Origin of the sequence: Sphingobacterium sp. PCS056, assembly GCF_023273895.1 — a bacterium.
GTDB lineage: Bacteria > Bacteroidota > Bacteroidia > Sphingobacteriales > Sphingobacteriaceae > Sphingobacterium.
Genome location: NZ_CP096883.1, coordinates 492,103 through 507,553 on the forward strand (window position 1 = coordinate 492,103; position 15,451 = coordinate 507,553).

Annotated in this window: 11 protein-coding genes; 6 read left to right on the forward strand and 5 right to left on the reverse strand. The window is 36.4% G+C overall.

Annotated elements, in window-relative coordinates:
• Positions 1-4: 4 nt before the first annotated feature.
• Both MUB18_RS02010 and MUB18_RS02015 read left to right on the forward strand, forming a co-directional pair.
• Entirely contained in the window at positions 5-1,594 is a 1,590-nt protein-coding gene (locus MUB18_RS02010; protein ID WP_248754830.1) for a SusD/RagB family nutrient-binding outer membrane lipoprotein, read from the forward strand.
• Between the two features lie 271 nt (positions 1,595-1,865).
• Positions 1,866-2,897 (forward strand): sialidase family protein, encoded by a 1,032-nt coding sequence (locus MUB18_RS02015; protein WP_248754831.1) that lies wholly within the window; start codon positions 1,866-1,868, stop codon positions 2,895-2,897.
• A 108-nt stretch (positions 2,898-3,005) separates the two neighbouring features.
• Here MUB18_RS02015 and MUB18_RS02020 read toward each other — a convergent pair whose 3' ends face one another.
• The 5 genes from MUB18_RS02020 to MUB18_RS02040 form a co-directional block, all read right to left on the reverse strand.
• Complete coding sequence (locus MUB18_RS02020; protein WP_248754832.1) at positions 3,006-5,372, reverse strand: glycoside hydrolase family 3 N-terminal domain-containing protein; 2,367 nt, start codon at positions 5,370-5,372, stop codon at positions 3,006-3,008.
• Positions 5,373-5,614: 242 nt separating this feature from the next.
• Positions 5,615-6,106, reverse strand: a complete 492-nt coding sequence (locus MUB18_RS02025) for a hypothetical protein (RefSeq protein ID WP_248754833.1) — start codon at positions 6,104-6,106, stop codon at positions 5,615-5,617.
• Positions 6,107-6,218: 112 nt separating this feature from the next.
• Positions 6,219-6,587, reverse strand: coding sequence for a hypothetical protein (locus tag MUB18_RS02030; protein WP_248754834.1), 369 nt, complete (start codon positions 6,585-6,587; stop codon positions 6,219-6,221).
• A 97-nt stretch (positions 6,588-6,684) separates the two neighbouring features.
• The gene (locus tag MUB18_RS02035; RefSeq protein WP_248754835.1) at positions 6,685-7,443 is read right to left on the reverse strand and encodes a hypothetical protein; all 759 of its coding nucleotides are present in this window, start codon (positions 7,441-7,443) and stop codon (positions 6,685-6,687) included.
• Positions 7,444-7,745: 302 nt separating this feature from the next.
• On the reverse strand, positions 7,746-9,491 hold the full coding sequence (locus MUB18_RS02040) for a hypothetical protein (protein WP_248754836.1): 1,746 nt from the start codon (positions 9,489-9,491) through the stop codon (positions 7,746-7,748).
• A gap of 638 nt (positions 9,492-10,129) precedes the next feature.
• Here MUB18_RS02040 and MUB18_RS02045 point away from each other — a divergent pair.
• From MUB18_RS02045 to MUB18_RS02060, 4 genes are all read left to right on the forward strand, one after another.
• On the forward strand, positions 10,130-10,864 hold the full coding sequence (locus MUB18_RS02045; protein ID WP_248754837.1) for a hypothetical protein: 735 nt from the start codon (positions 10,130-10,132) through the stop codon (positions 10,862-10,864).
• Between the two features lie 342 nt (positions 10,865-11,206).
• Positions 11,207-12,997 (forward strand): alpha-L-fucosidase, encoded by a 1,791-nt coding sequence (locus MUB18_RS02050; RefSeq protein ID WP_248754838.1) that lies wholly within the window; start codon positions 11,207-11,209, stop codon positions 12,995-12,997.
• A gap of 119 nt (positions 12,998-13,116) precedes the next feature.
• Positions 13,117-14,991 (forward strand): PAS domain S-box protein, encoded by a 1,875-nt coding sequence (locus MUB18_RS02055; RefSeq protein ID WP_248754839.1) that lies wholly within the window; start codon positions 13,117-13,119, stop codon positions 14,989-14,991.
• Entirely contained in the window at positions 14,988-15,416 is a 429-nt protein-coding gene (locus MUB18_RS02060) for a response regulator (protein ID WP_052627472.1), read from the forward strand. The genes MUB18_RS02055 and MUB18_RS02060 overlap by 4 nt, the downstream gene beginning before the upstream one ends.
• The last annotated feature ends 35 nt before the right edge of the window (positions 15,417-15,451 follow it).

Sequence of the window (15,451 nt, forward strand, 5' to 3'; positions counted from 1 at the left end):
TAATATGAAAATAAATAACTTTTTTGTGATCGCAGGACTATGTACTGCATCACTAACCACAATAACTTCTTGTAAAAAAGAATCTTTCGATGATGTTTATCGTGACCCATCAAAAGTAACATCAACCTCTGTAGAAAAACAATTTTCTGGTTTACAATATACTTTTAGAGAACTCACTATTCCAACATATAGAAATTATTTTGTCACTTTAGCGCCAACTATTCATCGCTATACACAAATTATAGGTTGGGCAAATTCGGAAAATCAATTAAATCCTGGTGCAGCAGCAATAACTGATCGTTGGGAAAAATATTATCAAGGTTTAGCGCAATTCAGAGAATTAGAAAAAATTTATAATGCAGCTCCAGAATTGGAAAAAGCTGACAAAAAAATATTCTTTTTAGCGGCCAAAATATTCTTTTACGACCAAACACAACAACAAGTAGATTTACATGGTGATATTCCATGGTCAGAGGCAGGGAGATTAAGTACAAATGGTGGTGATTATACAGTTTCCTACCCTAAATATGATGCTGCAGAAGATATTTACAAAACAATGTTAGATGATCTAAAGGCAATCAGTGCTGATTTAAATTCATTAACGATTCCTACTGCTGTAGTAAATTCATTCAAAACGCAAGATTTGATTAATTCAGGTTCATTAGATTTGTGGAAGAAATATTGTAATTCACTTCGCTTAAGAATGTTAACTCGCGTCAACAAATCTTCCTCTTTTGCAAGCAGATCTAATCAAGAAATTGCAGAAATTATTAATAATCCAACAACAAATCCTATCGTATTGAAAAATGATGATAATATTCAAGTTGATATCTTTAATAACGCTTCTGATATTCATTCAAGAGATTTCTTAGATGCTTTAGAAAGCTGGAATAATAATATTGCAAGTAAAAAAATGATTGATCATATGGTTTCAAATGGAGATCCAAGATTACCATTTATGTTTGAACCTGGTGCTGGTGCAAACGGCGTTTTCATAGGATTAGACCAGTCATTACCTTCAGCAAATCAGACTACATTGATATCCGGAACACCTGCTAATCCAAGCACCATAGCTATTTATAACAGATCCACATATTCGAGAAATCAAAATTTTCCAGGAATTCTATTTACCGCATCAGAAGTTCAATATTTAATAGCTGAATTCAAAAATAATTCAGGAAATACTGCAGGAGCAAAGGAAAATTTCGAAACCGGAATAAAAGAATCAATTGATTTACAAAAACGCCTTCGAGCGATTTCAAACAATAGCTTAGTGGCTGCAGCACCTGCACCGTCTGATTTAGAAATTCAAAATTATATCACAAAAATAGGATGGGGAACGAATAATATTCAACTTATTGCAACTCAAAAATGGTTGCATTTCAATATTATTCAATCAACTCAAAACTGGGCTGAAGTAAGAAGACTAGATTATCCAACCTTCACATTTAGAGTTGAAAGTTCAGATCTCCAAAAAACAGTACCTGTGAAATGGTTTTTGCCACAATCTGAGCAAGCATACAACTTGGCTAACTACAATACTGTAAAAGACAAAGATAACGTTAATACCAAAATTTTCTGGGACGTTAATTAGAAAGACAAACCACTAGAAGAAAGCCACTCACGTGGCTTTCTTTGTTTTAGACTTTTTTATCAAGATGACTATTTTACAAGAATCACAAAAACTAATAAATAATCCTTCATTCTCTAAATCCAAAAATAACCATCGAAAGATAGAGAAGCAATCAACTTGATAAACGATAAAAATAAATAGAACAAAAAGCATAGATAAATTTGGATATAAGACTCAAATTGCAAAGCTTTAAAATTTGAATACATCAAATGCCAACATACATTAACTTTTTATGAATAAACTAGCCCTAACGATTGTCATCCTACTTATACTCTCTTCATGTCGCAGCTATCAACCCGTATTATTAACATCATCACAAATTTTCAAAGAAGGTCAGGTTTCTTTCAAACAATGCCATGCTTCGACAATTCAATCGATAGGTAAAGATAGCGTAATTGCCTCCTGGTTTGGCGGAACACACGAGTCCAATCCAGATGTCGTCATATGGACATCGCGCTATACAAATGGAAAATGGAAAACACCAGTTCAGGTTGCAGATGGTCATCTTAATGAAAAAAGGTATCCAACATGGAATCCAGTGTTATATCAGCATCCACAATCTGACACGCTATATCTCTATTATAAAATAGGACCAAACCCAAGAGAATGGAAAGGATATGTTAAATATTCGCTCGACAAAGGAAATACTTGGTCAACAGCAAAAGCCCTACCAGCAGGAGTTCTTGGGCCAATCAAAAATAAACCAATCACTTTAGACAACGGAATAATATTATCACCGTCAAGCACCGAGTCAAAAGATGAAATTTGGAAAGCACATATAGAGATCAGCAAAGATCGTGGAACCACTTGGTCGATCGTTGAAATTAATCATGAAAGTCCAGTTCAAGTCATACAACCCAGTATTTTACAACATAAGGATCGAAAAATTCAAGTATTATGCCGTAGTAAAGAAAACAAAGTCATGAGTTCCTTTTCCAATGATCATGGAAAAACATGGCAACCTTGGCAAGCTACAAATTTGCTTAATCCAAATGCTGCAACAGATGCCATACGTTTAAAAAATGGTCAGTTTATGATCGTTTATAATCCAGATCTTGCCGGAAAAGATTGGTGGGAGGGGCGTACTAAGCTTCGAGTAGCATTATCAAAAGATGGTCTCAAGTGGAACGACGCATTGATATTAGAAGACGGCCAAACTGGCGATGAATACTCCTATCCGACCATCATACAAGACCCACAAGGTTTGATACACATCACCTATACTTGGAACAGAAAAAGTATAAAGCACATCGTTTTAAAATAAAAAAGTAAGTGTGGCCAAAAGTGCCACACTTACTTTATCGAAAAGAAGCAAAGTATTTAGGCAGTTCTTTAAAATACCCTTGCCATTTCGAAACATCTTCTTTTTTTATTACAAATAATCTTTCTTCAATTCAAGAACCCCTTCAAGGCGCACATCATCCGATGCAGACCCGATCAGTAATTTAAATTTTCCCTTCTCCGTTTTCCACCTGTTATCCACAGCCCATAATTTTAGATCCTCTTTCGTGAGCTGAAAAGAAATTTGCTCACGCTTTCCCGCTCCAATATTCTTACGCTCAAAACGTTTCAATTGCTTTACAGCAGTAACAACAGAACTAACTTCGTCAACCACATACAATTGAGCCACCTCATCACCCTTCAGTAGCCCTTTGTTTTCCACATCAAAAGAAACCGTGCACACAAAATCACTAGCTCCCTCTTTCACATCAACCAAAAGGTTAGAATATTCAAATTTACTGTAGCTCAATCCATAGCCAAAAGCATATAAAGGTTTAGCCGTCATCTCGACATAATCATGATGTTTAGGTTTATTATGATTATAATGAACCGGTAACTGTCCTACAGAACGAGGAATAGACACGGGTAGGCGCCCTGCTGGATTGTAATCTCCAAAGAGCACATCAGCAATCGCCAATCCGCCTTCTTGCCCAGGATACCAAGCATTCACAATAGCAGGCACATGAGCCGAAGCCCAATTGAGATTCAAAGGTCTACCCATGATCGTAACCAAAACCACAGGTTTACCTAATTTTTCTAATTCTTGGATCAATCGCAATTGATCACCCATCATATCCAATGATACGCGATCAAAACCTTCACCACTTTCCATATCACTCACCGCATTGATATCCACATTAGCAGCACCAGTCGCCTGATAAGAAGTTTTAAAATCCCGAGCACTAGAACCACCTAGCACAACGACCACAACATCAGACAATTTAGCTGCTGCAACTGCCTCCTGAATATGACTATTCGAAGTGTCCCGAATAGCGCATCCTTTCACATAATCAATCTGAGTACCTTTTCCCACCGCAGCACGAATACCATCCAATACGGTCTTGACCTTCCCATCCGCTTGAGGCGCAGTATAATCCCCCAACTGATTATAGACATTATCGGCATTAGGCCCTACAACAGCGATACGCTTAATTGTTTTTTTAAGCGGCAAAAGATTACCTTCATTCTTAAGCAGTACAATAGATTCTTGCGCAACTTTTCGAGCCATAGCGCGATTCACTTCCGTTCCCACCTTCTTAACAACCAATTTTTCATCCACAAAAGGACGATCAAATAAGCCTAAATTAAATTTCATTCGCAGTACCCGAGCTACGGCAGTATCGAGCACAGCACCCTCAACAAGTCCATCCTTTATTGCCTGCTGCAGGTTAGCACCATACCCAGTACCACTCAAATCAACATCTAAACCAGCATGTAAACTCTGTGAAGCAGCTTCAGCACCATTAGAGGCAGTAGCATGTCCACCATTCAATCCCGAAATACTCAATAAATCCGAAACAACAAATCCATTAAATCCCCATTCCTCACGTAATATATCTTTCAGAAGCCAAGGATTTGACGAACAAGGAATACCATCAATACTATTATAAGCAGTCATGACCGAACCAGCACCAGATTTTACAGCCTGTTCAAAAGGATATAAATAATGTTGTCTTAAGGCCCTTTCCCCAATAGAAACAGCCTCACCATTATGCCCTCCCTCAGGAACAGCATAGGCCACAAAATGCTTAAGTGTCCCAATGATCTTATCCTCTTGACCAAGCATATCACCCTGAAATCCTTTTATCATTGACTTTCCCATCTGACCAATCAGGTAAGCATCCTCACCATACGTTTCCTCGGTACGTGACCAGCGCGGATCGCGAGCGAGATCCAAGACAGGACCATAGCCATTTTTACCACCCACCGCATAGGTTTCCTGTGCGATAGTAGCCGCCATCTGTTGAATCAAATTCGGATTCCAAGTACTTGCCTGTCCAATAGCTGTTGGAAAAACAGTAGCACCTATAGCCATATGACCATGTGGAGCCTCCTCCGATAACAACAAAGGAATACCCAAACGTGTGCTGTCCAACATATAACGTTGAATCGCATTCGTAGCACGAGCAGCTTCAACTGGACTCAATCCATTTGAAAGAGTCTTCTGTGTCCAAGGGTCAGCACGAAATGTTGCCCATAGCATACCAATATGTTGATCCTTTACCGCTTTTTTTAATTTAGCACTTACCGATATACCATCAGTTCCCTTATCATACATTTCCCAGCCCAATAATTTAGACAACTGACCAACTTTTTCATCAGTTGTCATTCTGCCCAAAAGATCTTGAACCCGTTTCTCAACAGGGATTTTACTATTTTTATAAGGGATTTGCTGTGCCTGTAGATTAGGAATGGTCAAAAATATCATTCCACTAAAAAAAATGCTGCTAAGTTTCATTCTAAATGTATAAAAACAATAAGTAGTCGGTTTGTAAACTACTAAAATAACGTTTTAGCTTTAAAAAAAAGCAGTCTTGTGAAATAATATCAACAAAAATACAAGACATAAAAAAGATGATAGTTCTACACGACCTTCAAACAATTTCTAACTTTTTAGAGCAGTTTACACAAAATCCTTTTTATGCCATATTATATGGCTAAGCCAGTATTTCTTATACAATACGGTCCTAATCGATTCAACTACTTTTTTACACCTTTAAAATAATATTTTACAGGAACAACAAACGCAGCCGGATTATTATTTTGAGAGGTAATGATCAATCGATTTCCCTCAAACGCTACGAGATAAGAAGAATACGGATCGCTATCAGAAAATTTGATGGTAGCTTTCTCTTTGTTGAAAGTAAAACCATTTGTATTTTTTCCTTTAAAAATACCTAGTTCAAACATACCCTCTTGCGCCGTACAACTTTTAGCGCCTTTATCCAACCGCATTTCATTGGATTCGTCCTGAAATAAAAAGAGATAGCTATTGTCCATTTCACAGTCATCCGGATTATAGTTGACCAGTTGATTTTCAGACCCCTCATTGACATGTATGGGTTGCCAGATATAGGTAGATAATATTTTTTGAAAGTCTTTCGGATCATCATAAATTGGCGTACCCTTATCTTTTGCACAATTTGTCAATAAAGAGAAGAGAACAATCGCATAGATCATTTTTTTTATCATAGTTTATCGTGTTAGTCCTATGATAACGTCACTCTTGCACAAATTGCTACAAAAAAGATGGCTAAGCACAAAAGTACCTGCTTATGAAGCTACAATAGCACGACGCAGAATTTCATTGATCATCATCCAACTCACCATTCATAATCTTGTTAATACGATCCTCCAAAACAGATTGATGCCAATCCTCTAAAAGTTTTTTAGTATGCGCAACGACATCACTACCTCCAGCTTCCATTATCCTCACCCACTTTTCACCAAATTCACCGTATGCTCTCAACGTATCTTCCGAATCTGTATACTTCAGAAGATATTCCATCATAAATAGATTAGCCCATCGATCAGGATCCAAGGGAAAACACATATACTGTGCAATATCCACCTGATCGATAAATGCCTGAAGCACCTCTTGCGGAGTAAAATTAAAAATATCGCAAAATTGCTTAAACTCTTGTGTAAGCTTAATAGTTTCTAAGTTTTTCATAAGAATAAATTTTAAAAGAGGTTCTAATTTGAACGATATACTACAAAATTCGTATAGTCCAGCGGCAAACAAATGGAGACTTATCAACCATTAAAGGCTAGTAAACTGAAGCATTAATTTTCATATAGTGATCTAACCATTCTTGATAAAAAACAGTTCGTTGCTGTAAATCACGACAAAAGAAATAACGCTTATCCAATTCCTGAATTTCCATAATAAGTAATCGACATTTCGGAGACTTTTGATATAGTTGATCACAGATATGACCATAACCGTCATAAACACGCATATACACTCCTAAAACTGGATTATATACAGCTTTATTTAGATGTAATCTTGCCAAATGCTCAGGTATAGCCACACATTCCATGATTCGGTTCAAAAACTGCGTCACTGAAATGCCGGTAAGAATAGATTTAAACAGTAAATCTTTATTCAACGTAATCGTATTCTCCTCATCAAGATAAATAACTTCCTTTAATTCAAGACCTTTCGAAAAGATATCATAAAGTCGATGAGTCAACAACTTACCTTTGCTTCTCTTTTGCGCATTGCTGTAATTTTTGTTTATGGACAATTTGATTTGACTTTGAATGAGCTTCACACCCTTATCTTGATCTTCTTTATTCAGTTTAATCTGTAGGACTTGATTTTGACCTTCATCTTCCTGACGCACATATTCAAAAGATTTAGTAACCAAATTATAAACCGAATGATCATGGAAATTTTGATCCATATAAGAAAAATGATTCACATATAGTTGCAAAAAATCCGGTACCGCAATACCAAAAAGTTCACAAGCATATCTAAAACTTGTTGGTATTACGATAGTTTCCGAATCCGTATTTTTCATCATGCTTTGATTTTATGTAATAAGAATTTTAGTGATACAGGATCTACCAATAAACAAAAACTCCTTGCGCTACTACGTCTTAATGAAACAGCTCCTAAGCATGTCAAATACTTTTGAGATATATAATAGATACAAAGCAACTATGCATCGATCCCGGATATACGTATTTACGCCAACAGGCTTTGGTTTCTTCAAATAACAAGTTTCCATTTATCCTTATATAATAAGGTTCCTCAAAACGCTTTTTCCCTAGCGAAAATCTTCAAAAAATTTAAATTAATATTCTCGAAAAATTTTCGCAGTCCCTAACTTGCTTCCACAATTCGTTGTTCAATAGATAAAACGACACCTTTAAGCAGTCTTTCGTACAGCTCAACAATAGCACGGGCCTGATTTATGATCAAAGTTTTGTGCTTTTCATCCATATCCATAGCAGGACTTTTCCACCATATATCTTTAGGTTTTAAAATAATTGACAGAATCAGCTTATTCAGATCATGAGTATTCATAATGCCATCTATAACATCTGTACTTGCAACAGCAGACCAGTCCATAAGATCCGAGAGATCCATATTTTTAGGAATATATCCAATGGCGCACTGCACATAAGTTTGTATACCGATAATATAAAGTTCACGTAGCAATAGCAAAGCCGTGTCAGGCATCAATTGAGGCGCATCTGTCATCGTCATCAACAAATTACGCATAACAGAACCAGCATTTTCAGAACAGCTTTTAATGTGCTCCAGTTGATCGCTCCAATCTATCTGTTGAGCTTTCAAATGCGTATGGAAAGTAGACTTTTGCCTTAAAATCCAAGATTTTTCCCAAACGATATTCACAAACCGACTTCCGAGTGCCAGATGCTTTTCCACATGAGGTAAATCCAAAAACACCATAGAAGCTCCAACATCACCAAAATTTCGCTGTCGAAAAGAAAATGGCAAGTTCTTCTTAGTCAGGACGACCAGATAAAGCTGAATTTTGACACCATCAGATTGATGAACTTCCTCGTTTTGAAAAGGGTTGCCTTTTGATAATCCAGCACTTTGATAGTTAACCAATAAAATTTGTTCGGGCCGATAGCTCGAAAAGATCTTATCGATAATGATATGAGCATCATCTTTGTACTTTTGCGGCCAAGGAAAACCAGAAAAATCTTTTAAAATAGGAGAATCTACAGCTATATTGTTATTCTGCTTGCGATCTACAACAGAGATTTTATCAACACTACCCCCCAACTGAGTAACCTGTGCGATGCGATCACTTTGCTTTTTACGATAGGCAGCTACACCATCATTCATAAAATCAACCATGTCATCCATAGCTTTTCCTAAAGCCTGACATTGTACCAATAAAAACTCAAATTCCTCTTCCAAAATATCGATACGATCCTTTTTTTTCGAATATAGATAACTGCTATCCAGCAGTCTGAGCAGACGTGTACTATGGACATCATAAGTAAAAATTTCGAAAAGTCCGGGCACTGCTCCGCGCATCACTTTCAGCAGATGTTCCAGATTTTGCGACTTCCCAATAGCCCCTCCTACCATGCTTTGAAACCCCTTTAACCGCAACATAACAAACTGATGCAACATGACAGTCGCCTGAAAAAAGTCCATCTTTGATCTAAAAGAATAACAAGCAACCATAAACTCGTCGGCCACCTTTTTTCCTTGAGCATAGTCCAACACAAACATCTCCATTAAACTATTTACAAGCTTATTGGATACCGTTGGATAACCTTTCTTTCCCGATTGATAAAGCTGATGCGAAGGCAGCGAAGCATAAGTATAATATAAACTTCCCTTTTTCAATTGACTGACCCAATCACTAGTCCAAATAACAGTAAAAGGAATCTCTGGCATATCCGCCATACAAAGATGAATAATAGGTGAAACGCTTCTGACAGAAACACCTTTGATAGGGTTGACAACTAACAGTAGATGGGGGCTTTTACGGCCCTCATCTAAAAATTGAAACAAAAAAATGCGATCGACGTCCATCCGCTGAACCAATCGATCAACTAAAAACTGAGTGTTAAGTTCCATAATCAAGTTTTATAAAAATTATTAAAATGTACAGATATTCTATACAAATGTAAAAATAATATTGAAAATAAAAAATAAATAATATAGATTTAACATACATTTGTTCATTTATTAAACCAAAATAAACATCAATTATTTACATAAACCGATTTAAACTATATCACATCCGTGTCTTATGCACATATTCAGTACATGTTTATCATAAGACCAATGATAGTATATGTCCTCTTGGTATGTAACAGTAGGTATTTGAATCTTGACAGAATGATGTAAACATATTATTTCCATGTTTAACTCGGACTTACCACGGATCTAACACGCATATACAACGGAGGGACCTTGCGTATCTAATGATTAGATCGTACTTTTCCCTAGTACCATGATCATATTACCTCGACATACGATACCGATATGCAGCAATATTGGCCTATAGGGATATCCGCTAATTGCATTTGCTCTAACTAACAATAAAAAGGAGCTCCATTAACAATTTTATAATGGACAGAACTCTCTATTTATAAATTTAAAAATGATTAATACTTCATCATTTCAATTTTTATAAAAATAATTAAAAGTCTGATTTTTAATTATTTATTTCATTAACTTCATCGATATGAATCATTTTATTAGCTATAATTATGGGATATATTGACGACGGCTATCTACGTGGGTCACTTGGAGGACTCGTACATCGCAAAGTAAATAACAAAAATATCGTCCAAACTAAGAGCAGCTCCAAAACCAGGCAAAGCAGGTGGACAGTAGCAGCTTCCATTGACTTTGGAAAAGCCAGCAAAGCGGGTTCATTAATAAGACGCACATTTAATGGCCTCCATCTGGGATTCCATGACAGTACGATGCATAATCGCCTCATCACTTATCTTAAACGTGTCATGCGTGCAAATGGGCAATACCTGGGGCAAAAAACTATACATCTTGGAAAACTAGACCGTTTGCTGAACTTCCAATTTAATGAAAAGTGCCATATGCATGATTTTCTCTACTTTGATCCCACCTTGAATATGCAAGTTGATCAACAGCTACAGATACAATTTCCGAGCTTTAATATAAAAAATGATCTATATAGGCCTCCTTACACCCATTCCATTCGTATCAAAATAGGAGTAGGGATCTATAATTTCGATACCCATACGGTCTTTAATATCGTAGAAAAGCATTTGGATCTTGATCTTGTTAACGGACCAAAAGTACAGGACAAACATCAATTTTTAATTGACTGCACTGCAAGACAAGCCCAGTCAGCTATTGTAGCGATGAGTATTGAATATTATGGAGTGATCGCGGACAGATTTATACTGCTAAATCATAAAGAATTACATCCAACGGCCATCATAGGCGCATTTGCAGTCTAAAATTTGGACTAGCAACTAAACATATAACATGATAATGGATTTGTATCAGCATGAAAGTCAGCATCGACCAGACACCATGAGCGATGATCGCTAAAGCACAGCTATCATCGCTAAATTTAAGGAGCAGATCAATCCCTAGTAGGTATCCCTTAGATGATGATGTAGACATACAAATTGAGATCTTAATCTAATATAAATTTCGTATCTCGCCCCAATCTCACATCAAAATTTATGCTGACACTTAATTCATTCGCCTATTATGATATAAAATAACTTAAAAACTGTTTTGCGCTACATGGAATATTTTTACTATCTTACGTCTATCTTAAGACCGTAACCGCTATGATGAAGTCCTTGAAAAGAATTCTATTTGCTTTTTGTCTATTTTTCATATTTACGACTGCACTTTTTGCACAGCAGAATTCAAAAACACAATGGTTTAGCCACGACCGTTTTGGCATGTTTATTCATTGGGGACTTTATAGTGCAGCCGAAGGATTGTGGAAAGGTGAAAAACTGCGCTATGCAAACAATTATGCAGAATGGCTACGCTATCGTAATCGGGTCTCCAAAGAGGAATATGGTGAACTGGCAAAGCGATTTGTATGGGATCAGATCAATCCAGAAGAATGGGTACTACTCGCCAAAAAAGCTGGAATGAAGTACATCATCATGACGGCCAAACATCATGATGGAGTAGCGATATGGGATACTAAGATCGGTGATTACAGCCTAAGTAGATTAAGCGGCACCAATCGAGATATCATCAAAGAATTAGCTATAGCATGCAAGAAGCATGATATGAAACTTGGATTTTACTATTCACATTGGATCGATTGGGAACATCCGTATGCATGGAATCATAACCAAGAATTGACAGGACATGTTACCGACCAACAATATAATCAATACTGGCAGGAAAAAGTAATCCCACAATTGCGCGAGCTGTTAACAAACTATGGCGATATCGCACTGATGTGGTTTGATATGTGGATTCCATATAAAAAATCAATTATTAAAAAGCAACAGCTGCAACAAGTCGTTCAACTCATTCATACCCTGCAACCGAAGTGCTTGATCAATTCCAGACTAGGTTTACCAACAGACGAAAAAAATATAGATTTTGAAACATTCGGTGACAATCAGTTTGGAACTACCTATGTTGACCATCCATGGGAAACTCCCGGTACAATCGCTCACTCTTGGGGATACAATGGACAAGAGAACGAGTGGAAATCGACAAGCCAGATCTTCAATTCATTGATATCAAATGTCAGTCTCAACGGTGGCTATACTTTAAATATCGGACCACGTGCAGATGGAACACTACCCTATGAGAGCATCTCCAGACTTGAAGATATAGGCAAGTGGCTCCAACGACAAGGAGAGAGCATTTATGGTGCCACTGGATTGGATTTAAGAGTCAATCAGCACGATTGGGGCTACCTCACAACAAAAACACATGGCAAGCAAACACAGGTGTATGCACAGATTTTTAATTGGCCCCTTGATCGGATATTGCGGATATCTGGAATAAAATCAAAACCTTCACAAGTCTCCGTTCGAATTGGTGCATCTGAAACCTCTTTAAAGTTTAAACAGAAGAGTGGATTATTACATATACAATTGCCAGCAAAACAACCTGATCCTTTTGTATCGACTATTTCGCTGACCTACAATGAACCCTTACAGCTCGATAAAGAGATCGTAGCGGAATCTACATTTGGAGGCTTTGCTTTAAATAGTACAAATGCACTTCATCAAGATAAATTACAAATAACCAAATATGACGGCAAGAGGCCACAGCATATTCAGACTAACAATGAGACGATCGAATGGATGATTGATTTTCCTGAAGTAGGTGTTTATAAAGTGGATATATCTGCACATAATCCGAATAAAATCTTCTCGACTATTTCAATTCAAATAGGGACACAATCCATAACTGAAAAACTAGAGTCAAATGGAAAAATGGTCGTTGAACCCAATGAAAACAACTACACAGACGAGTTTGTCAATACCAGTTTAGGGTCTATTAAAATCGATCATACGGGCCCGCAAAAGATATCATTCAAGAAAGAAGGAAGTGAACATCTTTGGCTGAATAGCATCTGGATAGAAAAGAAAAATTAAAAAAAATCAATACAACATCTAAATATAATACCGAAATGCTCAATTTTAATCATTAAATTGAATAAAATGTGCACTTTTGCATGCTTCAATATTAAAAGGCTTTCTAACTTGATCCACGAATGGAACCTGACTACCACGCATTGAACGAACAGTACTCCTACCCGATAACTTTAGGGATTGAGGGCTTATTAGCGCTTGATAAAGATGGTTATATGCTATCCTACAATGAGCAAGTCAAGCTTTTATTACCTATAGACAAAATTGGCAATAAAAAATTTCAAGAGGCCTTGATTTTTTATGCTGTAGAAGATCAGCGTATCATCCCTACTGAAGAACTCTCTTTTTATAATACATTACAAACCGGTGAAAAACAGATTGATCATAATTATGGCATAATGACAGAAGAAGGACATCTTAAATGGCTCTCTTTTAGCTCTAAAATAGTACCCGAAAGATCTGACATGCATATGATTATCGCCATTTGCGATGTGACCAGATTAATAACAGAAAATAAAGACCTGCTCGAGAAAAAAAAGCATCTTCAGCTTCTTGTCGCTTCGCTCGACGATCTTGTATTTGAAGTAACGAAAGAAGGTGTTTTTACAAACTATTGGACGAGTAATTCAGATCTATTATTTTACAAACCCGATGAATTTTTAAACAAAAACCTAAAGGATTTATTTCCACTACCGATTTCTAAGAGAGCCTTAGAATTGATTGACAAAGCACTTACCTTAAATAAGGTTTGCAAAATGGAGTTCATATCCAACTTCGACACCCATAAGGGGAAGTGGTACAAAATGAAAGTAATGCCTATTCATTTAACCAAAGACCGTGTTGCCATTGTGGTATCCGACATTTCTGAAAAAGTAGAATCACTAGAAAAAATAAGATTTAACCAGCATAAATTTAATCAAGCATTTCATTTCTCCGGCCTAGGCATTTCTCTGACCAATTTACAAGGCAATTGCATTGAAGCAAATAAAACCCTAAGCAAAATCTTGGGATTTTCACAAGAGGAATTGTCTACCATTAATTTTTTAGATTATACACACCCCGACGATCTTGAATTTGACTATAAACAAAGACAAAGACTTGCCAGAGGAGAAATTGATAGCTTTACTTTAGAAAAACGCTATCAACACAAGCTAGGGCATTACATTTGGTGTTCTGTTACAATTTCAGCGGTTCACAATCAATTTAACGAGCTCTCTTTTTTTATCGTTCAGCTACAGGATATATCCGATGCTAAAAAGAACCGCGAGATTCTCGAACGACAAAAACATGAACTTGAGCTGGTAAAAATTGAATTGGAAACAAAAGTTAAACAGCTGGAAGATTTCAATCAGATTGTTGCCCATAACTTAAGAGGACCTGTTAGCAATATACATATGCTCCTTAGCGAATTGAAAGATGAAAGTAACATTGATGTTAAAAATGAATATTTAGATCTTTTAAAAACCAGCAATGATAGCTTGACCGATACATTAGAAGAATTATCGGAGATATTGGAATTACGAGAAAATACAAATATTTTAAAAGATAACTGTAATTTTTCTTTGATTTACACAAAGATCTACAGTCAATTTATCGGCGAGATCCAAAGTAAAAACGCCCAACTAACAGCCGATTTCCAAGTTGAAAACATCCACTATCCTACAAAGTATTTGGAAAGTATTTTCAATAATTTACTCAGTAATGCTTTAAAATTTACAGATCCAAATATATCACCTCAGATTCATATCAGAACCTACATTGAAGATAACACCCCCATTTTCAGCATAGAAGACAATGGCATAGGAATTGACTTACCTAAGTATAAGTCACAACTTTTCATGTTTCGAAAAGTATTTCATCGTGGTTTTGATAGTAAAGGTATCGGTCTATTTATCACAAGGTATCAAGTTGAAGCCCTAGGTGGTAAAATAGACATTAAAAGCGCTCCAGGTAAAGGCACTACTTTTTTAGTGAGATTTCTAAAAACAACAACATGAAAACTTCTAATTCCACAAAAAAGAGCATGATAACGGTAGTGGACGATAATGCCATTCTACGTGTTATTTTTAACAACATGATTAAAAGCTTTCCAGATTTCCCACTTGAGATCAACCTATTTGAAAATGCACTCGATGCATTGGATTATTTTGAAAATAAAAAACAACAGCAAGATATGACTCCAGAAATCATATTCGTCGATATCAACATGCCATTTATGACAGGTTGGGAAATGATGGATAAATTAGAACATTATGGTTCGGATTTTTTAAGTCAAATGAACATATATATTATCAGTTCATCAACCAGTAGAAGCGATCAGGAACAGATAGCACATTATCCTTTTATCGACGGGTATTTATTGAAGCCGATAGATAAATCGAAACTGTACGAATTGATTCGTCAACTAAATTCCGAAGTATAGGAAAACGTTACTCATCAGAATCAGCTGCCTCCAAA

Coding starts and splice junctions, on each gene's coding strand:
- MUB18_RS02020 (WP_248754832.1), bottom strand. CDS start 5,372: ATGAAACTTAGCAGCATTTTTTTTAGTGGAATGATATTTTTGACCATT.
- MUB18_RS02045 (WP_248754837.1), top strand. CDS start 10,130: ATGGGATATATTGACGACGGCTATCTACGTGGGTCACTTGGAGGACTC.
- MUB18_RS02060 (WP_052627472.1), top strand. CDS start 14,988: ATGAAAACTTCTAATTCCACAAAAAAGAGCATGATAACGGTAGTGGAC.
- MUB18_RS02035 (WP_248754835.1), bottom strand. CDS start 7,443: ATGATGAAAAATACGGATTCGGAAACTATCGTAATACCAACAAGTTTT.
- MUB18_RS02040 (WP_248754836.1), bottom strand. CDS start 9,491: ATGGAACTTAACACTCAGTTTTTAGTTGATCGATTGGTTCAGCGGATG.
- MUB18_RS02025 (WP_248754833.1), bottom strand. CDS start 6,106: ATGATAAAAAAAATGATCTATGCGATTGTTCTCTTCTCTTTATTGACA.
- MUB18_RS02030 (WP_248754834.1), bottom strand. CDS start 6,587: ATGAAAAACTTAGAAACTATTAAGCTTACACAAGAGTTTAAGCAATTT.
- MUB18_RS02055 (WP_248754839.1), top strand. CDS start 13,117: ATGGAACCTGACTACCACGCATTGAACGAACAGTACTCCTACCCGATA.
- MUB18_RS02010 (WP_248754830.1), top strand. CDS start 5: ATGAAAATAAATAACTTTTTTGTGATCGCAGGACTATGTACTGCATCA.
- MUB18_RS02050 (WP_248754838.1), top strand. CDS start 11,207: ATGATGAAGTCCTTGAAAAGAATTCTATTTGCTTTTTGTCTATTTTTC.
- MUB18_RS02015 (WP_248754831.1), top strand. CDS start 1,866: ATGAATAAACTAGCCCTAACGATTGTCATCCTACTTATACTCTCTTCA.